This is a genomic window from Pseudomonas sp. REP124 (assembly GCF_020164475.1).
Classification (GTDB): Bacteria; Pseudomonadota; Gammaproteobacteria; order Pseudomonadales; family Pseudomonadaceae; genus Aquipseudomonas.
On sequence record NZ_JAIQWX010000116.1, the window covers coordinates 1 to 20,108 of the forward strand.

The window sequence follows — 20,108 nt, forward strand, 5'->3', positions numbered from 1 at the left end:
TGGGAGCGGGCTTGCCCGCGATGGCGTCGTGTCAGTCACCGACGCTATCGCGAGCAGGCTCGCTCCCACAGGTTCAGGGTCCGCTTCTACTCGGTGATCTTCTCGAAATTGCGATAGAACATATCGTCATCCCGGCTATCGGTCATCGAGTGCAGTTGGAAGCTTCTGTTAAGCCGTGCCCCACCGTCCCGGGTCAGCGGCGACCAGACCAGGTTGGCGCGGCGCATGGTGGACATGCTCATGATTTCGTCGAATGGAATCGACAGGTAGATGCCCTTGTCGAAACTACCTTCGCCGTACTGGTCGCCGCTAACGGTGGTGACCGTCGCCCAGGCGCCGAAACGCACGCCGTTGGAGAACTCTCGCGAGATGTCCAGCGTGCTACCCCAGTCACCCGCCAGATAACGCCCGACGCTGACCGCTGCCAGCGTATCGAACGGCAAGTCGGTGTAGCCGGTGATATGCCCGGTCACAACCGAGTAATCGCGCAGCGCGAACCCCTGATCGAAATCGCGCTGGCGCACGTAGTTCAGATCCGCCCCCAGCGACCAGCGCGCGCCGGTCGGACGGAACAACAACTCACCGCCGACACCGGCGAACATCGACTCCAGATAACCGCCGTAGACCATCCCATACAGATCCTTGTCCAGCTGCTGGGCGTGGGTGATCTGGAACAGCGGCATGGTGGTTTCGGAGGTCGTCAGGTACTGGCGCAAATCCGTCCGTACCCGCGGCAGGTTGCTGGGTGCGTCGTAGGTGAACTTGTCGAAGTTGTTCGCCAGATTGGCGCTCAGCAAGCCGTTCCACCAGGTGTTGCGCGTGAAACGGTACTCAGCGTCCGCGTCGGCGGTGAACTGATAGAGCAAGCCGTCAGGACCGCCGACGTTCTGCTTGAAACCCAGCCCGACGCCATAACTGAATGGCTGAGGTGCCTGGGTGTAGAGCGTCTTCTCGTTGTGCGGCATCGCTGCATTGATTTCGGTGGTGCGGTGCAGCGATTGCAGCGGCTCCTCGTTGTTGATCACTTCGCGGAAGGTCTGGCGCGGCACGCTGGTTTCTTCCAGCGGCAGGTCGTAGCGCTTGTTGACCACGGTGAACCAGTCGATGTCGTCGTTGACGCTGTTGTCCAGAATCCGGCTCGCCCGGCCGACCGCCTTGGCCGAATGGAAATACCGCGACTGCTCGCCATACACGATCAGCTCGGGACCGCGCTGGCTGATGCGCTCGACCTGGTAGCCGGCGTTCTGTTGCAGGCGCTGGGAAACGTTCGCCCAATCAACCTGATCCGCAGGAGTAGACGGCGCCTTCGCCGGCAGCGGTTCGGCCGGTGGATCGTAGGTTTTCACCGGTGCCTTGCGACTGGCGAAGTTGGTGTGGAAGGTGATGCCGAACATCGCCGTGTTGCCGCGCTCCCAGGCGGCGCTGAGGTCGACCGAATCGGTCAGCTTGAACACCGCGCCGAGGTTGATCGGCGAGTCCTGCTTGATCACGTTGTCCTTGGGCTCGTGCTTGTAATCGTTGCCTTCGTATTCAAGCTTCAGGCTCAGGCGATCCCAGGGCGTCTGGTAGCTGACACCGCCAAAGAACGACGGACTGCCACGAAAGTACGACCCGGCGTTGACGTCACCGGTGCCTTCGCTGTCCGGTCGGGTCTCGAAGCGATCATCGAGCGAGGCCAACGGGTTTTCGAAGTCGCCGCGATTACCCAAGTAACCCCAGGCGATGCCGGCACTGAAATCCAGGTTCTCGTAGCGCTTGTTGGCCACGAAGTACTCACTGGAGAACAGGCCCGTACCGCCGATGTCTCGGAAGCCCAGCGCCACTTCCGGCGCCCAGTGGGTTTCCTCCCACAGCCGGGCCTTGATATCGACCGCCTTGTCCTTATAGCTCTGGCTGCCGCTCAGCGATTCGGGGCCGTAAGGCCGGTTGGTGATGGCGGTGTAGCGAAACGAACCTTCCAGCCATTCGAACGGCTGCAACGACACGCTGTAACGGCTGTAGGGATCGGTGCGGTTGGCGTTCAGGCTCAGCTCGCCGGCCGGGGCCATGCGCGCGGTCGGTGTCTGCAGCAGGCCGGCTCCACCGAAGTCATTCTGGGTAATACGTGGTTCGCCATGGGCCAGACCACAGGGCAATAACAACACCGCTGCAAAACGTAAATTCAACGAACCACCTCAGCCAGCTGCGTGGCAATGAATTCGGCCAACTGCTGATTCAGTTCAGGGATAGGCGGATCAAGATCATCGGTCTTGACCGGCACCAGGATCTTGCTGCCGGCTGCTGGTATCTGACCGCTCTCGCGATTCCACGCGGCGATGCCGACGCGCCGCGACACGCCATTGGGCTGGATCAGCCACAGGTAGTCGGCGTCGGCATCGTCCAGGGGTGCGCAGCCTTGCAGGTACTCGCTGGCCTCCTGCATCGGCTGATAGGCCAGGCGGCACGACTCGGCGACCGCGCCGAGCACTTCAACCTCGTTGACCCGAGGCGGATACGTCAGGCGATCGCCATCGTCCAGGCGCATGTTGCGGGCAAAGCCGACCTCCACCGCAACCGGGTCCAGTACTGCAATCTGACGCCCGGTGACCGGCATCTGCGTGACCTGTTCGGCCAACCGCGTCGCCAACGCCGCGCGGCTCGGCCGGTCGAAGAGCAAGGCCATGCGCTGCAAGACGCTCAGGTCGAACAGCACGCCGGCTTTGAGTCGCTCCTGCTCTTCGAGCAACGATTGGCGCTGCAACACCGCCGCCAACCAATAGCTTTCCGCATTGGGGATGGCCACGCTGATCACGTCGAGCAAGCGCCCGCCAGGTGGCAAGTCCACCGGTCCCGGATTGGCCACGTCACCACTGACGATGACCGCCGCCTGGCTCATCCCGGTGATCAACAGCAGGCACGCCGATAACGCCCTGACCCGCTTCAAGGCGCGGTCCTGCGTTCAGGGGTCAGTTGCACGATCTTGACCCGCAGTTGCGAGGTCAGTTGTTGCTCGCTCTGCACAATGAAACCGTCAACGGGATCGACCCAATAACGATTGGTCGCACTCAGGCCGATGGCCGGGGCGTCAATCTGCTCATCGACACGTAGCACGGTGTATTCCTTGTTGAGAATTTCGAGGGTTTCCACGGACTTTCGGGAGAAGCGGCTGTTGAGGGTCACGCCGACTTCCTGGCCCTGATACAGGTCGATCCAGCGCTGGCTGGTGTAGCCATCGGGCAATCGATGCAGGCCTTGCTTGAACGGCGAGGCCGTCGCCAGACGGGTGCCGTCCAGGTCGCCGCCCAGGCCCAGACCGATGCTGCGCACCGCCAGGCCGTCGCGCAGGAGCAATACCTGTTTGCCGGATGCGACCCAGAACTGCAGGTCGCCCCGCTCGCGCACCAGCGCCAGTACCCCGGAACCGGACGGCGTGGTCAGACTGAGCTGCGGGTAGCGAACGTCCGCGACCTGCGCCGCCGTCACCTCGATTTCATCCGGCCCTACCAGCGCCGATTGCAGGTTGTTCACCGACGCGACCATCAATGGGTTGCAGCCACACAACGACAAGCCCGCCATCAAGCAGACGCCAACTTTCAACGTTCTCACTGTCGGACCCGGCCTTATTTGCTGTTGCTGCTGACTTCACTCGCGTTCTTCGCCGCCGATGCGCCGGTGCCGACGATGGACGCCGATGGCACCAACTGGCTGACGAAGCGGTTCCAGCGCGTCACGTTGGCAGGGCCGACGTAGACCACGTCCTGGGGACGAACCTGAAAGTGTGTGGCCAGGGCCATGGCGGTCGGCGACTCGGCTTCCAGCTGGAAGACCTTGGCCGGTTCCACGTCGAGGTTTTCCACGCCGCGGATGACGTACACCGCATTGCCGTTGGAGGTGGTCTGGCTCAAGCCGCCCACCGAGCCCAGCACGTCGGACAGGTTCATGGTGGCGGTCTTGAAGCTCAGCGCGCGCGGCTGGTTGACCTCGCCCATCACGTAGATCCGCTTGCTGTCGTTGTACGGCAGGTAGAGTTGATCGCCACCCTTGAGGTAGACGTTCTGCAGTTCGGAATCCTGCTGGTTGAGCCCGTCCAGGTTGAGCTTGTAAACCCGCCCGTTGCGCGTCAGCAGCAGGCCGGACAAGTCGGCATTGTTGGTGTCGATCCCGGCGGAACCGAGGGCTTCGACCACGCTCAGTGGGTTGGTGGAAATCGCCTGCGGGCCGGCCTTCTCGACCGCGCCGGAGACCACGACTTTCTGGCTGGCGAATCGCAACACAGCCACATCGACTTGCGGCTCGGCAATGAAGGCCGACAGCCGTTGCTCGATGTCCGCGCGCAATTGCTGGATGGTTCTGCCCGCGGCCTGGACTTCCTTGATGTACGGGTAGAACAGCGTGCCGTCGGAACGCACCAGCCGGCCGTTGGCGTCGATCTGCTGTTGCGCACCGGACGGGGCCGTCAGCTCCGGGTGGTCCCACACCGTGATGTACAGCACATCGTTGCGACCGATGCGGTACTCGACGGGATCGGTGAGCAATTCGGCCGGCACCGTCTCACGCTTGAACGTGGCGCGGTCCATGGAAATCAGCTTGGGGGTGATCGGGATGAGCTCCACGCGGCTGCTTTCGCTGGCGCCCTGACGCGTGATATCGCTGGTGCTCAGGTACTGACCGGGGGAAAACATGCAACCTTGTAAAGCGAAACTTGCCAACGTCAAAAGATAAACACTGCGATTCATAATGGCACTACGCTATTCAAGGGCAACTCTAAAAACAAAGTCACCCGACTTGCGTCGGGCGACCTTGTACTACACGTGCGGTGTCTGCTTAGTTGTGCGTGCCGGTTGTACCCGTAGTACCTGTGGTACCGGTTGTACCACCGTTGGCACTGCCACCACTGTTGGACGCCGCTATCGCACTTGCCACCATTGCAGTACTGGCCGCCGTGGCTTGAGAAGCCGCCACATTGCCCAATACATTAGTGGCAGCCGTTAGCGGCGCCTCCACCGCGGATGCCCAGTTGCTCAACATCGACAACAGGGCAATTGCCATCACTTTCTTCATATCAACTCCTTTCCAACATTCAACCGCACAACTACCCGGAAGTCCGTTGGAGGTGAGAGACCAAGTCGCAAACATTGCGAACAGGGCCATTGTTCATTCACAGTTTTACGCGACTGATAAATGTCGAATGGCAAGGTTTATATCTACGGACTTGCAAGTGGCAATTCCAGTCTATTTTCCCGACGATATCTAACATCCTGACCGGAAATAACATTTCATCGAAATGATGGTTAACGGTCATTGAATTGACATCAACCGAGGTAGCCCCGCGGGTTGTTCGATTGCCAGCGCCAGGTGTCGGTCATCATTTGCTGCAAGTTGCGCGTGGCTTTCCAGCCCAGTTCTTCTGCTGCCTTGGACGGATCGGCCCAGCTCTCGGCGATATCACCGGAGCGGCGCGGCATCACCCGGAAAGGCACCGGCCGCCCGCACGCCTGTTCGAAGGCCCGCAGTACCTGCATCACGCTGTAGCCATCGCCGGTGCCGAGGTTCCAGGTGTGGATACCGGTGCGATCTGCGATGGACTGCAGCGCCTTGAGGTGACCGTCCGCCAGGTCCACCACATGGATGTAATCGCGCACGCCGGTGCCGTCGACCGTGGGATAGTCGTCGCCGAAAATCGACAATTCCTGCAGGCTGCCGACCGCGACCTGACTGATATAGGGCACCAGGTTGTTGGGAATGCCGTTGGGGTCTTCGCCCATCCGGCCGCTGTCGTGGGCGCCGATCGGGTTGAAGTAGCGCAGCAGCGCGATGCTCCAGCGCGGCTCGGACAGGGACAGATCGCGCAGCACGTTCTCGACGATCAGTTTGGACTGGCCGTAGGGGTTGGTCGGGATGCCGGTGGGGAAGTCTTCGCGAATCGGCATCTTCTCGGGCTCGCCGTACACCGTGGCCGAGGAACTGAACACCAGACGGAACACGCCGGCTGCGGCCATCGCCTGGCACAGCGTGATGCTGCCGCCCACGTTGGTTTCGTAATACTCCAGCGGCTTGCGCACGCTCTCGCCGACCGCCTTGAGCCCGGCAAAGTGCAGGACCGCATCGATGGCATGCTCCTGGAAAATTCGGTCCAGCAGAGGCCTGTCGCATATATCGCCGTGAATCATCAGCGCACTTCTGCCACAAATGGCTTCCACTGCATGCAGCGCGGCGTCGGAACTATTGCAAAGATTATCCAGTACAACGACTTCATAACCTGCTTCAAGCAATGCAAGTGTGGTATGCGAACCGATATAGCCGGTGCCACCGGTTACCAGAATCTTCATAGCGCGGTCCATAGTGGGGAAAGTGCCAAGTAGTGTGTCAAGCCCCCTTTATTGAATGTGCGAACCAGGCCTCACAAACAGGGGCGACAACAACCGAAAACAAATTTAGTTCAACGACTGGCAATAATTATTTTTGCAGGCCAAACTGTATTGCCGGTTACTTATTAGCACTCGAACGCAAACACCACTATCAACAGATACCGACTAAAAATAACTAACAACTATCAAACCGACATCTCATAACATTGCCCTGTTTCTCCTGCATTGCCATTTGCCATCAACTAGCCGCCTCGGGTATTAAAGTAAGCCTTCAATAATCATTGAAACTTGCAATCACTCGTTATTGCGCACACTTGGCTGCGTGCCATGACACCCCAGGATATTTTTATGATTCGTAAATGTTTGTTCCCCGCTGCCGGCTATGGCACCCGTTTCCTGCCGGCGACCAAAGCCATGCCCAAGGAAATGCTGCCAATCGTCAACAAGCCACTGATCGAGTACGCCGTCGAAGAAGCACGGGACGCCGGTCTTGAGCACATGGCGATCGTCACCGGGCGAGGCAAGCGCGCGCTGGAAGACCATTTCGACATCAGCTACGAGCTTGAGCACCAGATCCGTGGGACCGAGAAGGAGAAGTTCCTCGCCGGCACCCGCGAGCTGATCGACACCTGCACTTTCTCTTACACCCGCCAGATCGAAATGAAGGGCCTGGGCCACGCGATCCTCAGCGGCCGCCCGCTGATCGGCGACGAACCGTTCGCCGTGGTGCTGGCCGATGACCTGTGCCTGAACCTGGAAGGCGAGGGTGTATTGGCGCAGATGATCCAGCTCTACAAGAAATTCCGCTGCTCGATCGTGGCCATCCAGGAAGTGCCGCACGATCAGACGCACAAGTACGGGGTGATCGCCGGCGAGCAGATTTCCGAGGGCATCTACCGGGTCAACAGCATGGTGGAAAAGCCAACCCCGCAGGATGCGCCGTCCAACCTGGCGATCATTGGCCGCTACATCCTGACGCCGGACATTTTTGATCTGATCACCGATACCCAACCGGGCAAGGGCGGGGAAATCCAGATCACCGACGCCCTGATGAAGCAGGCGCAGAACGGCTGCGTGCTGGCCTACAAGTTCAAGGGCCTGCGCTTCGACTGCGGCGGCGCCGAGGGTTACCTCGAAGCGACCAACTTCTGCTACGAGAACCTGTACCTCAAGGGCCGTTAAGCGACCCGCATCAACGCCCACTCTTCATTCAGGCAGGCCACTATGAACATCGCACAACATTCGGCAGACATTGAACTGGAGGTGGGCAACCTCGGGGTGATGAGCTGGCTCTCGCGACACCAGCCGCTGCCCAGCGCCAACGAACCCTGGCTGGGCACTCACCTGCTGGTGGAACGAATTGGCGTATTCCCCTCCTCCGGTGACATCCGCCGCGCGACACCCGATCCCTATCCCCTGCTCGCCCACCTGAAAAGGATCTACGGCGAACAGGCACTGGAAATCTGCGACCGCGACGGGTTGAAAGTGATCTTCAGCGACTGGCGATTCCGGGTCCGCCTGTGCTGCAACGAACCGGCGATCATCATCAACGTGGAGACTCGTTGCGACATGCAGTCGATGCCGGTGAGGACTGCGCAGCTGTTGAGTCAGTTGGAGCAATTCGAAGCCACGACCCCGTAAGACTCCGCAATTCCCCCTGTGGGAGCGAGCCTGCTCGCGATAAACACGAGACCGCCGCTGGGCATCTGGCACTCCGCGTTATCGTTCACGACCATCGCGAGCAGGCTCGCTCCCACAGTTTTTGTGATGCGCCCGCCTACAATGCCGGGCCGCAACCTTCCTGCGGTGAACCGCTGGTGATCATCCGATAGAGATAATCAGCAATCACCCGCCCTCCCGTCTCCGGGATCGGGTGGATGTTGTCGGGGCCGATCATGGGGGTTGGGCCGCTGCGGGCGTAGCGCTTGAAATCGGAGCCGAAAGCGCATTGCAGGTTGGCGTATCCCAGATGCTCGGCGCGGGCCCAGGGCTGCAGGACTTGCGCGTAGGCCGACATCGGGTAAGCGCTGGAACGGGTGGTGTCCTGGCGCAGGATCAGGTTGATGCTCGCCGTCGGCTGAATCTCGCGCACCATCCGCACCAGTCCCTGGATATTCTGCAGATACTGCTCGGGCTTGACCCCAAACCCTTGGTCATTACCACCAAGCATGATCAGGTAAACGTCCGCGGGAATCTTCGACACCACCGCTTTCCACTGCGCCTGCCAGCGGCCATCGCTGTGATAGAAATCAGCCGACGCCGCCCCCGACGCCGCCAGCTTGGACACCCGAACGCCACCCTGGTCATTGCTCAACCACAGACCAAACAGCGTCGGCGCCCCCTTCACCACTTCCAGCCTGAACGCCCAGTCCTTCGAAGCCAACAAGCCAGGCAATCGCACTTCCTGAACTCCGTCGCCTCCGAGCGCCAGCGACTGCCAAGGCTGCGACGACGACCAGCGATAACGCACCTCACTGCTGGAGCCATCCCCCAGATACAGCAACTTCGCAGCAGAGACGGCCGTATCGATGCCCTTGCCCGAACTGGCGTCCACCTCAAGCCATGCACCCGGCCGCCCCGTCACAGTCCGGCTGTCAGGACTCGCCTGCCCCAGCCCCGACACCCGCCAATCACCACCAAAGTACCTTTCGCTGCTGCGGGTGTACTTGAAGTGCGAACCACCCAGCGCCGCACCATGGTTGAAACCCACATACCCAGGCCCGGCGAAACCCGCCTCACCCGCCAACCGCTGGACCAGTCGATTCAGATAAAAATCCTGCCCCGCGCTGTAGCTGTCCCCGATCACCGAGATCGCCAGCACCTTCCCCGCCTTACCCTCACGCCACTGGGCGAAGCGCTCGCGAACATCACCCACCTCGACCACCGAAGCCGCAACCGGTTGCGCACCATCCACTGCCAACATGAATCAGCGAACCTGCGGCACGGCAACCACGGTTTCCCGAGGCTTTTTATGCGCAGCGCGCTCGCCCAAAAACAGCACGGAAGTGAAGTTGAACCGACTGAACACCATCGACAGCACCACCGGCCCCAGCAAGCCACACATCAGCCCGCCAAACACCAGCACGCTCTCATCCTTCACGCCCAGACGCCCCAGCACAAACCGCGACGTGGCGGCGAACAGCACATGGAACAGGAAGATCGCGTAGGAATAACCGCCCAGCCAGGTCAGCCACTTCGAGCGCACGTCACTCGACAGCAGCGCAATGCAGGACACGCAACCCACCGTCAGGCCAATCAGGCTGCGACGATCGACGATCAACTCGCGATCCACCGCCGCCACGTACAACAGCACCAGCGCAATCAGGGCAAACACCAACGGCCCCACCACCTTGAACGATTGCTTCAACACGCCAACCTTTTCCTGGCCAATCATCCCGGCCACGAAAAACGGCAGCAGGTACAACGCGCCATTGATACCGAATGCATCCACCGTGAACGGCGGCAGCAGGAACAGCACCGCGGCAAAGGCAAACAACAGATACAGCCGCGTCATCCCGCGCAACAGACCACGCCACTCCAGCAGGCCGACGAACATGAAGATGATGAACACCGCCTGCAGGAACCAGAAGTGATTGATCGGCACATAGAACGACAGCAGCGCCTCCATTACACCGACATCCTTGTTCACACCGGGGCCGACCGCCTGCAACACGGAAAACGGCACACCCACGCAAAGCAGCGGCACCAGCAGCCGCCGGACCTTGCCGGCAAAAAAGCTCGGGAAGTGATTGCCCCTGATTTTGTAGATGGAATAGATGTAGCCGGAAATGAAGGTGAACAGCGGCATACGCACGTACACCATGGAATCGGCGATCACCCGGAACGGAGAGCCCAGGTCGATTTTCAAGCCGCCACCCAGCGGGCCGATCACGTGATAGAGCACCAGCAGCAGGCACGCCAGCCCGCGCAGGGTTTCGATCTCCAGTGACTTTTTATTGCTCGACATAACGTAGCCTCAACTCAAAACTCTGGATTCAATCAACACCGGTTTGCGCGCCCGCAGCATCAACCCAAGCCCAACGAACAGCACCGGCACCACCATGGAAAAGTGCCGGGCGAAGGAACCGAAGTCCGGCTCGAACAACCCTTGAACCAGCAGGAAGGACAACGGAATCGCGATCAGCTCCTTGGCCTTGGTCTGGATCGGCACGCCCTTGTACTCGGACGAGGTGATCACCTTGAACAGCAGCAAGGCGGTCATGATCATCAACGATACGAAGATCACCTGACCCGGACCGGACAGCATGATCAGCTCCACCGGGAACGACAGACGGAAGAAGATCACCATCGAGTCGATCGCCTGCGAAACGAAATCGCCGCCGCTAATCCAGGACACGATCAAAGACTTCGAACCCTCCTCGCCTGCCGTGCGCAACTCGTTGTTGCTCGCACGAATCGACGACACCGAATAGCCGAGCGCCAGCTGAATCGCCGTGGCAATCGCCAGGTAGAACAGAAACAGCATCAGGAAAAAGGTCGTGCGCGACACGTACTTCTTCATCACGCAGACCCCGACCCAAGCCATCGAAAACAGAATCCAGTAAGGCCGGATCAGCACGCCGTAGATCAGTGCCGACAGGAAAAACCCCACACGGTATTGCCGGGAGTAGGAGCTCAGCAGGATCGAAAGAATCGCCACCGAAACGATGATTTCCTTGGTCAGGTTTTCCAGGAAGAACGACCGGACCACGCCCCACAGGCACAGGGTAAAAAATATCGTCAGCGGCATGCGCCGGAAGATGAAGACCGGAATCGTCGTCATCAAAAAATTGCAGAACATGCCATAGGCCCAGGCATTGGTGAGATTGATCCCGGTGGGCCGCAGGAGAAACGCCGAACACTCGTAGGAAGAGCGGTCCGGCGAGAAGGGATTCCAGAAGTTGCAGTTGTCAGCCCGGGCATAGGACGACCACAACGTCATGGCGTCCGGGCCCGGGTCCCGGGAGATCAGCAGCGGCATCGCCACCGACAGGAACAGGCCGGTGAACAGGATCAGGAACGACAGCGACGAATCGAGTTTCTGCCCGCGAAACTCGATGCAGGGCAATTTCAATCCCATGCCAAGGCACCTTTCCCTCGCGGCGCACGGGTCAGCACGGCGATCACGCCAAGCTGCACGATGATCGCAAAAACGTTGCCCCAGGCCGCGCCGTAAATCGAATGATGCTTGATCAGCAGATAGCTGACCGGCGTCGATACCAGCAGGCAGATGGCGGCACTGGCCACGGACACCCGGCTGTTTTTCGAGGCGATCAAACCACCCCAGACGATGTCGCCGATGGCCCGCAGGGCGAAGGAAAAAATCAGCACGCCGAGGATCGCGTTATCCGGACGCGGCACTGTCGCAGCGACGTAATCCAGCACCACGTTGAAGAACAGATAGATGAGCACCGCCACCGCCGCGGACACCATCAGCGAACGCATCACCCACTGATTGACGAACAGCTCGCGAACCGTGAAAGCCTGCTGGTCGCGCTGAAAACGCTTGGAGAGAACCGGGATCCCCACCACCGCTACCACCGCATAGGACAACGCCTGCAAAGTGTTGGCCGCCGACCAGGCATACACGTATTTACCGAGGCTCGCGTAGGGCTCGATATCGATGATCAGGAAGCGCTCAACGTACTGACTCAGCGCAATCAGGCCGGTACCCAGATAGAACGGCAGACCGGCCTTCCACACCGACGTCGCCCCCAGTTCACCCTCGACCCGGCCCTGATGCAGCTTCGCCACGATCAGGTAACCAATCACCATCACTACGACGTTGGCCGCGACCCACAACCACAGCACCGTGTCGATCGCCGACACCTTGCCGAGCATCATCCCGCCCACCGCCAGCAAAGCCCAGAGGCCGGTCTTGATGAAAAACAGCATCGCGCCCCAGGTGGCTTTCTGCGCGGAGAACACGAAGGAGTTGATCTCGAACGACAGGTGCTCGGTGAGCAGCACCAGCGTCACGCAGAGAATCAGCGCGGTACCGGCCTGCACGTCCTGGAACAGCGAATAGATCGCCACCGTCGCCACCGACAGCACCAGGCCCACGGCCAGATACAACAACAGCACCTTGTTGACGACCCGACGCGAACTCAGGCCGACGCTGATCAGGCGGTTGATTTCGGAGCTGAAGCCGACGCTGTAGAACTTCGAAGCGATCAGCGACGCGGCCACCACCACGCCGTAGAAACCCAGGGCGTCGTAGCCCAGGTAATGGGTGATGGCCAACACCAGCAGAAACTTCGCACCCAGGGCCCCGCCCCGGAGCAACAGCCGGAATATCATCGAACGATTCCCTTGATGATGTCGTCCATCATCACCGACTTGGCTTCGATCTCGCGGCAGGTGTCGGTCAGGCGCTTGCCGAAACTGGCCAGGGCGTTCGGCGCATAGACCGTGTTGATGATGGTGTCGACATCGATGTCGCCGCCATTGATCACCCAGTCCTCCACGCCCATGTCCTGATAGGCGCCAAAGCCTTTGCGTTCGTAGCTGATGTGGTACGCCGGAACGCCCGACAACAAGGATTCGATGGCGCCGTGCAGGCGCACGGAAATGACCAGGTCCGGCTGGTGTTTGGCGATGGTCGCCTTCAGCGACAGCAGTTCCTCGGTAATGCCCAGCTCGCGATAAAACGCGCCGTCATCGTTGCCGCGCACGGCGCTTTGCACCGCGCAAATCACCTTGCTCTTGTTCTTCAGGCGCTGCAGCAGGACCTTCAGATTGGCCACATAGGCGACCTTCTTTTCCTTGCTCCACTCCGGCGGCTTGCGCAGCACCACGCACACCACCGCCGGTGACGATGCGCAGCGAGTGAACTTGGGTTGCATGAGGATTTTGCTGGCCAGCGACTGCACCGCCAGATCGGGTGCGCGGTAGACGTTTTCACAGGCATCGAACATCGCAGACGAGCGGTTATCGCGCACGAACACCGCGTCGGCGCTGGCGTAGTGCTCGACGATCTTGCTGCTCTCACCGTGGAACGGGCCGATGCTTTGCGGCAGGTAAACCGACGGCACCTTGCTCAGGATCGCGGTTTCCAGCTGCTTGGCGTGCCCCAGTTTCAACTTGATGTGTTCGAAAGCGCTTTTGGAACGCATGTAGCCGCCGCCGACGCCAACGATCAGGTCGGTGGTCTTGAGCAGATCCGCGAGCCCGGCGTAGGACTGGTTGAGGAACACCGCCTGCTTGACCCGTCCCAATCCCTTGGCCGCCATCACCGGTGCGTCGTAACGCTTGTGGGGCAAATAGCTGAAAGACTCGGGATCGGAGGCCACGACATTGATCGTCGTGTCTTCGCCAAAGTTGCGTTGCACCAGGGCAATCGCCAGATCCACGAGCAGGCCGTCGCCGGAGTTGGACGCGCTGTAGCCGTGCAAAATCGTTACGTTCATGAGCTGATGTCTACTTAATAAGTTTGAGCGGAATACACGTCATAGGTTTGCCGGATCATCAACGCGGCACTGAAGCGCTCGCGCACGGTCTTGCGGCCTTCGGCGCCCAGGTCCTGCAGGCGCGGCTTCTGGATGTCCACCAGCACATCGGCCAGCGCCTGGTGATCGCCGGTCGGGAACACGTAGCCCGTCACCCCGTGGCTGACCAGCTCGGGCAACGACGTGCAATCGCTGGCGATCACCGGCAGCCCCATGGCCATGCCTTCCAGCGGCACCATCGCAAAACCTTCCCAGCGGCTGGGCACGATCAGCGCATCGGCCTTCTGATAAAGCGCATGGACTTCGGTCGGCGTAACCCAGGGCAGGTATTCCACCGAGTCCATCTCGGGCCGCTCGACGAAATCCTCGTTCACGGCACTGCCGACCACGGTCAGTTTCAGATCGCTGCGCTGAACCTTGGCGTAGGCCTTGAGCAAAACATCAAAACCTTTCTGGTAATCGAGCCGGCCGACAAACAGCAGGTGGATCGGCTTCTGTTCATCGTCCTTCTGCGGATCGTCGCGGTGATGAATGCCGTTGTAGATCAGCTTCATGCGGTGACGATCGATACCGAACGCGGCGGCCTTGTCCATTTCGTACTGGCTGACACAAATGATCACGTCCGTGACCTTCTGCAACGCCCGCTCGATCAGCGAATAGACCTTCTGCTTGGCCGGCGAGCTTTCCATCAGGAACGAAAAGGCGTGGGGGCAGTAGACGATTTTCGGCGAGCGCCACGGCCGCAGGATCAGGCACACGCAGCGCCCGATCACCCCGGAAAAGGTGCTGTGCAGATGCACGACCTGGGGTTTCTCCTTGAGAATCACCCGGACCAGCTGCCAGGCAAATCGCAGCAGCGACAACGGGTCTCGACGGGTTCTGTCGAAGGTCCTGATCTGCTGCTCATCGATGCCGTGCAGCTCTTTGCGCTGATCGAACGGGATCAGATAGACCAGCTCATAGTTCGATGTATCGCCTTCCGGCGGCGCGGAAATCGTGCGGATTACCGTGGCGACACCACCCTTGATCGTTTCGGCTACGTGCAATATTTTTTTCACAGCCCACCCACTTCCATGCATGTAAAAACAGTTGCCGAGACTCAGGATTTGTCCGACGCGTATTCGTAGTTGTAATAACCGTAACCACCGTTGCCGTAGTAACTGGCGGCCCGTTTCTCGACGCCGTTGAACACGGCGCCCTTCAACTCGATGCCGTTCTGGGCAAAGCGGCGGATGGTCAACTCGATCTCTTTGGCGGGGTTCACGGCAAAGCGCGTGACGATCAGGCTGATCGCCGCTTCACGGCCGACAATCGCCGCGTCGGTCACCGCCAAAAGTGGCGGCGTGTCAATGATCACCACGTCGTAGCGCTCGCTGAGTTCGGCCATCAGCTCGCGGAAGTTGGCGTGCATTAACAGCTCCGATGGGTTGGGCGGGACCTGTCCACGGCTGATGAAATGCAGGTTTTCGACTTCAACGGTATTGATCGCCTGGTCGATGGTGCAACGCTTGACCAGCAGGTCCGACAGGCCGTTGGTGATCGGTGTGTTCAGGGTTTTGTGCAGATGCCCCTTGCGCATGTCGGCGTCGATCAGCACCACGCGCTGCCCGCTTTGCGCCATGACGGCGGCGAGGTTGGAGGAAACGAAGGTCTTGCCGACCTGAGGGCTGGGACCCGAAATCATGATGCGGTTGTTGGTCGAATCCAGCGCCGCAAAATGCAGGCAGGTGCGCAGGCTGCGGATCGATTCGATGGACAGGTCCGTGGGGTTACGCAGCGCCAACAGATATGCCTGGTCGGCCTCTTTTTTGGTGCGGACTTTCTTGCTGTCTTCTTCCTGCTGCAACGCGCTGTAAGGAATCGAGGCGTACACCGGCAAGCCCAGTTGCTCGATGGCTTCCGGTCCTTCCAGCCCGCGGCTCAGGGATTTGCGCAGCAGCACCAGCGCCACGCCGACAAACGCGCCGAGGAAGGTGGCGATCAGCACGATCAGCGCCTTGCGCGGTTTGACCGGGTTGGTCAGGTCGACATCCGCGCTGTCGATCAACCGCGCGTTGCCCACCGCCCCTGCCCGGACGATGTCCAGTTCCTGGGATTTGTTCAGCAACTGGGTGTAGATCTGCGAGGCCACTTCGACATCGCGGGTCAGGTTCAACAGTTCCTGCTGAGTGGAAGGCAGGTTCTGGGATTTGCTCTCCAGCGCCTTCTGTTGCTGGGTCAATTCACCGATCTGAGTCATCAGCGCGCGATACGCCGGATGCTGCTTGGTGAATTTGCGATCCAGTTCGGCCTGCTGCATTTTCAGCTCGGAAATCCGCGTGTCCAGGCTGACGATCTGCTCCAGCACCGATTGGGTTTCAAGGGAAATGTTCACGGTCTTGCCGCGAGTCTGGTAGCCGTTCAGGGCTTCGCTGGCCTTGGCCAGATCACGCTTGACCTGCGGCAACTGGCCTTGCAGGAAGTCCAGGCTCTGCGCCGCTTCGGCAGAGGTGCGCTGCACGTTCTGCTCCACGTACAGCGACGAGACCTTATTGAGGATCCGCACGGCTTCGGCCGCGTCGGTGCTGGCCAGGGCCAGGCGGATGATGCCGGACTCCTTGCCCTGCTCGGAAATATCCAGGCCATCCTGATAGTTCTGGATGGTCACGATCCTTGCACTGCGCACCACCTCGAAGCGAGTACCGGGATTGGCCTGCAGGTGGGTCACCAGACCTTCCACACCGTCCTGAACAAAAGCGGTGCCGACAACGCCTTCGGCCAGCAGGTTGTCGTTGTCATCGAACAACTGGAAACGCTGCTGCTCGCCGGCAACCAGCGTCAGCTTCTTGCCCAGCAATTCGTTGGGCAGATTGAGCCGCGGAATGTCCAGCCGCTCGCCGCCCCACGCATAGCTGTTCAAGCCAAAACGCGGCGCCGCGACACTTTCGGGTGTTTCACCGCGGAAACGCCGCGCGAGAAAGCCGCCAACCACCGGAAAGGTATTGGGAGTAACGTCGATGTCCAGGTGCAGGTCATCGACGGTTCTGCCGATCACCGCGCGGGACTTGATGATGCCGATTTCGGTCACCGACGGCGATTGCCCGCCGAGCATGCTGTTGAGGTCGGAGAAACCGAGCATGTCGTTCTTCTTCGGTTCGACCTGAACCAGCGCGTTCGCCAGGTACACCGGCGTCGACAGAATCGCATAGGCGACACCGGCCGCCATGAATGCGCCGGTGAATGCGCCGATCAACCATTTCTGGTCGATTAAAGTGCCGAATATACCGAGAAGATCAATATTGTCTTGCTCGTTATCGCGGGTACTGATGACTGACGGTAACTGCATAAGTCTGTTCTTACCATTCACGGGTCTGAAGAATATTGATCAATGTCCGAGGCGCTGCGCCCATGAGCAAACAGCATCTTCAATCAATGCATGGGCATGAATAAATGCTGCTTTTCCTTGACGATAAGGGTCTTGTATTTCTCGTTCGCTCTGCCATTTACCGAGCAGAAACACCTTGCCCCGCGCGTGGGATGCAATCTTCAGTACTTGTTTTACATGCTCTTTTTCCATCACCAGAATCAGGTCTGATTCATTGACGATGTCCGATGTGAGTTGCCGGGCCTTGAACGCCTCGGCGCTGTGCCCGCGGTCTTCCAGGACCTGCCGCGCCGACGGCTCCATGGCTTCGCCGACCCGTGCGGCAAGGCCTGCCGAGGTCACGCTGATCGATGAAGTTGCCAATGCGTTGCGCAGCAACAGTTCTGCCGTAGGACTGCGGCAAATATTGCCCACGCAAACGACAAGAATATTTTTGAACAAGGTAACTTTCCCGTGTAATGCTGATCGGCCACTACGTCGCGCAGGTTTAATGAACCCGCACAACCTTCCTGCACTCAGAAATAGATTCACCCTGCAAGTACAGGTGCATTAAGTACCACAGCCGCGGAAAGTCCCCCAACCAGAATTGCCGGACCAAAAATAACGAGTGTTATCTAACATTTGCTATCCGACAAAAAATAACATTCGTGCACTTCAGCACCTGACAATCATCGAATTTAAAGTAACGGAATAACTAATGACTGATGTCAACTCTCATGAGGAGAACGGACATGAATTCGGTACATTTGAAACGACTTACCTTTTCGACTCTGTTGGTGCTCGGTGCCGCCAGCCAGGTGCACGCCAATGAGCTGTTTCCAGTATTGGCCGCCAACAAGAACATCGGTGTTCAGGTCAAGATCCAGAGCTTCACCGCCGCCGATGCCGAGGACATCAAGGCGCAGGGTTTCGGCTTCGTGCGCTTTGGCGTCTGGACCAACAGCCTGGGTGGCAAGGCTTATCAAAAACAGGTCAGCGACGCGTTCGCCGCCGCCCGCTCTTCCGGCCTGCCGGTGCTGCTGACCGTGCGTTCGACCAAGGCGCTGACCACATCGCCGGGCAATACCAGTGAACTGACCGCCGCCGGGGAAAGCTTCGCCGGTTCCGTGAAGGATCTGGAGCAAACCTATGGATCGCAACTGGTGGCGATCGAGATCTGGAACGAGCCGGACCTGGGCACCTACTGGCCGACCGGCAGTTTCGACACCACCTTCGTGCCGTTCATGAGCGCCATGTGCAATACGCTGCAACAAAAGCCGCCGTCAGTACCGGTGGTAGGCTTCGGCTTCGCCCGGCCGCCGACTGCGGGTTCCGCGTCGACGGTGGCGATGAACAAGATCGTCAGCGCCTATCCCAACTGCCTGGATGCGGTTTCCTACCATCCCTACGGCATGACGAGCACCCAGATCAGCAATGCCCAGGCGTTCATTCAACAGAACTTCCACATTCCCGGCGTGATCAGCGAATGGGGCGTGTCGGCGCTGGCCTCCAACGGCGGCGCAGACGGCCAGGCAGCCAAAATCAGCGCGTTCATCAGCGATGTGAAGAAGCAGAAGATCGGATTGGCCTCGATCTACGAATGGCGGAACACCGACTCGGGCAGTGACGAGCGGGAAAAAAACTTCGGGCTGCTGTTCTCCGACGGTCAACCGAAGCCGGCCAAACTGGCTGCCAAAACCCAGCTGAACCTGCAATGAGGCACAGGCGATAGACGGATCTGGCGGGGTGCTGGCGGTCGGTTGCCTGGAACCTCAGGCCGCTTTCGGTATCTCAATTATCGATATGTACCCCGCCTTTCAAACAGCCGTTTTCAGGATGTTGCCGCCGGGACCGTCTATACACGTATGTGCCCTTGAGCGGCTGTCGGCGCTCGGGTAATGTCATCAGACCCATAGGACAGAGCACGCTCATGACTTCCAAGCTGGAACAACTCAAGCAATTCACCACCGTGGTTGCCGACACCGGTGACTTCGAAGCAATCGCCCGCGTTAAACCGGTGGATGCCACCACCAACCCTTCCCTCCTGCTCAAGGCCGCGGCCATTCCCGGTTACGCCGAGCTGCTCAACAGCTGTGTCAGCGACTGCAAGGGCGATGTGGGCCTGGCCAGCGACCGCTTTGGCGTCGCGGTAGGTCAGGAAATCCTCAAGGTGATTCCGGGTCGCATTTCCACTGAAGTGGATGCGCGCCTGTCGTTCGATACCGATGCCGTGCTCAAGCGTGCGCACCGTCTGATCGAGCTGTATGAAAAAGCCGGCGTCGGCCGCGACCGCGTGCTGATCAAGATCGCCTCCACCTGGGAAGGCATCCGTGCCGCCGAGATCCTGGAAAAGGAAGGCATCCAGACCAACCTGACCCTGCTGTTCTCCTTCGCCCAGGCTGCGGCCTGTGCCGACGCGGGTGTGTTCCTGATTTCGCCGTTCGTGGGCCGTATCTACGACTGGTACAAGAAAGCCACCGGCAACGAGTACACCGGCGCTGATGATCCGGGCGTGCAGTCGGTGACACGCATCTATAACTACTACAAGGCCAATGACTACAAGACCGTGGTGATGGGCGCCAGCTTCCGCAACCTGAGCCAGATCGAGCACCTGGCCGGTTGCGACCGCCTGACCATCAGCCCGGACCTGATCGACAAACTGGCCGCCGACACCGGCAAGCTCGAGCGCAAACTCGCGCCGGGGCATGCCGGTGAAGCGCGCCTGAACCTCAACGAGGCGCAGTTCCGCTGGTTGTCCAACGAGGACGCCATGGCGACCGAGAAACTGGCTGAAGGCATTCGCCAGTTCGCCCGGGACCAGGAGAAGCTCGAGGCGCTGCTGCAGGCCAAGCTGTGATCTGAGTCGGTGCAATGCAAAAAGGGCGAACCCTGGTGGGTTCGCCCTTTTTTATGGTGTCTGCTTTGGGTCGATGGTGATTGAGCTGACGCCTTCGCGGGCAAGCCTCGCTC

The 20,108-nt window shown here is 59.8% G+C and carries 18 protein-coding genes; 4 read left to right on the forward strand and 14 right to left on the reverse strand.

The window, feature by feature from the left end:
- Positions 1-86: 86 nt before the first annotated feature.
- The 6 genes from K9857_RS22840 to galE all read right to left on the reverse strand — a co-directional run bounded on the left by K9857_RS22840 (position 87) and on the right by galE (position 6,308).
- Positions 87-2,165 (reverse strand): YjbH domain-containing protein, encoded by a 2,079-nt coding sequence (locus tag K9857_RS22840; protein WP_224539569.1) that lies wholly within the window; start codon positions 2,163-2,165, stop codon positions 87-89.
- Entirely contained in the window at positions 2,162-2,923 is a 762-nt protein-coding gene (locus K9857_RS22845; RefSeq protein WP_411961602.1) for a capsule biosynthesis GfcC family protein, read from the reverse strand. The genes K9857_RS22840 and K9857_RS22845 overlap by 4 nt, the downstream gene beginning before the upstream one ends.
- A complete protein-coding gene (locus tag K9857_RS22850) occupies positions 2,920-3,585 on the reverse strand; it encodes a YjbF family lipoprotein (RefSeq protein WP_224539571.1) in 666 nt (221 codons plus the stop codon). The genes K9857_RS22845 and K9857_RS22850 overlap by 4 nt, the downstream gene beginning before the upstream one ends.
- Positions 3,586-3,599: 14 nt before the next feature.
- Entirely contained in the window at positions 3,600-4,661 is a 1,062-nt protein-coding gene (locus tag K9857_RS22855; RefSeq protein WP_224539573.1) for a polysaccharide biosynthesis/export family protein, read from the reverse strand.
- Positions 4,662-4,803: 142 nt separating this feature from the next.
- Positions 4,804-5,040: a hypothetical protein gene (locus tag K9857_RS22860; protein ID WP_175378024.1), complete on the reverse strand. Its 237-nt coding sequence runs from the start codon at positions 5,038-5,040 to the stop codon at positions 4,804-4,806.
- Positions 5,041-5,291: 251 nt separating this feature from the next.
- The gene (galE, locus tag K9857_RS22865) at positions 5,292-6,308 is read right to left on the reverse strand and encodes a UDP-glucose 4-epimerase GalE (RefSeq protein WP_224539575.1); all 1,017 of its coding nucleotides are present in this window, start codon (positions 6,306-6,308) and stop codon (positions 5,292-5,294) included.
- Positions 6,309-6,695: 387 nt separating this feature from the next.
- Here galE and galU point away from each other — a divergent pair, with 387 nt between their 5' ends.
- Positions 6,696-7,529 (forward strand): UTP--glucose-1-phosphate uridylyltransferase GalU, encoded by an 834-nt coding sequence (galU, locus tag K9857_RS22870; RefSeq protein ID WP_224539577.1) that lies wholly within the window; start codon positions 6,696-6,698, stop codon positions 7,527-7,529.
- A gap of 42 nt (positions 7,530-7,571) precedes the next feature.
- Entirely contained in the window at positions 7,572-7,988 is a 417-nt protein-coding gene (locus K9857_RS22875) for a mannose-1-phosphate guanylyltransferase (RefSeq protein WP_224539579.1), read from the forward strand.
- Positions 7,989-8,124: 136 nt separating this feature from the next.
- Here K9857_RS22875 and K9857_RS22880 read toward each other — a convergent pair whose 3' ends face one another.
- Genes K9857_RS22880 through K9857_RS22915 form a run of 8 tightly spaced genes read right to left on the reverse strand, consistent with a single transcriptional unit; the run spans position 8,125 to position 17,600 of the window.
- A complete protein-coding gene (locus K9857_RS22880; protein WP_224539580.1) occupies positions 8,125-9,270 on the reverse strand; it encodes an SGNH/GDSL hydrolase family protein in 1,146 nt (381 codons plus the stop codon).
- Positions 9,271-9,273: 3 nt separating this feature from the next.
- On the reverse strand, positions 9,274-10,314 hold the full coding sequence (locus K9857_RS22885; RefSeq protein WP_224539582.1) for an acyltransferase family protein: 1,041 nt from the start codon (positions 10,312-10,314) through the stop codon (positions 9,274-9,276).
- Between the two features lie 9 nt (positions 10,315-10,323).
- Complete coding sequence (locus K9857_RS22890) at positions 10,324-11,427, reverse strand: hypothetical protein (RefSeq protein WP_224539585.1); 1,104 nt, start codon at positions 11,425-11,427, stop codon at positions 10,324-10,326.
- Positions 11,418-12,647, reverse strand: a complete 1,230-nt coding sequence (locus K9857_RS22895; protein WP_224539586.1) for a phosphoribosylaminoimidazole carboxylase — start codon at positions 12,645-12,647, stop codon at positions 11,418-11,420. Before K9857_RS22895 ends, K9857_RS22890 begins: the two co-directional genes overlap by 10 nt.
- Positions 12,644-13,756, reverse strand: a complete 1,113-nt coding sequence (locus K9857_RS22900; RefSeq protein ID WP_224539588.1) for a polysaccharide pyruvyl transferase family protein — start codon at positions 13,754-13,756, stop codon at positions 12,644-12,646. The genes K9857_RS22895 and K9857_RS22900 overlap by 4 nt, the downstream gene beginning before the upstream one ends.
- A gap of 14 nt (positions 13,757-13,770) precedes the next feature.
- On the reverse strand, positions 13,771-14,853 hold the full coding sequence (locus K9857_RS22905) for a glycosyltransferase (RefSeq protein WP_224539590.1): 1,083 nt from the start codon (positions 14,851-14,853) through the stop codon (positions 13,771-13,773).
- 41 nt (positions 14,854-14,894) lie between these two features.
- Positions 14,895-17,120, reverse strand: coding sequence for a polysaccharide biosynthesis tyrosine autokinase (locus tag K9857_RS22910; protein WP_224539592.1), 2,226 nt, complete (start codon positions 17,118-17,120; stop codon positions 14,895-14,897).
- A gap of 39 nt (positions 17,121-17,159) precedes the next feature.
- Positions 17,160-17,600 carry a low molecular weight protein-tyrosine-phosphatase gene (locus K9857_RS22915; protein ID WP_224539594.1) on the reverse strand — a complete coding sequence of 147 codons (441 nt, stop codon included), beginning with the start codon at positions 17,598-17,600 and terminating at the stop codon, positions 17,160-17,162.
- Between the two features lie 290 nt (positions 17,601-17,890).
- Between K9857_RS22915 and K9857_RS22920 the strand changes: the two genes are divergently transcribed.
- The gene (locus K9857_RS22920) at positions 17,891-18,856 is read left to right on the forward strand and encodes a cellulase family glycosylhydrolase (protein ID WP_224539596.1); all 966 of its coding nucleotides are present in this window, start codon (positions 17,891-17,893) and stop codon (positions 18,854-18,856) included.
- Between the two features lie 212 nt (positions 18,857-19,068).
- On the forward strand, positions 19,069-19,995 hold the full coding sequence (tal, locus tag K9857_RS22925) for a transaldolase (RefSeq protein ID WP_224539598.1): 927 nt from the start codon (positions 19,069-19,071) through the stop codon (positions 19,993-19,995).
- The last annotated feature ends 113 nt before the right edge of the window (positions 19,996-20,108 follow it).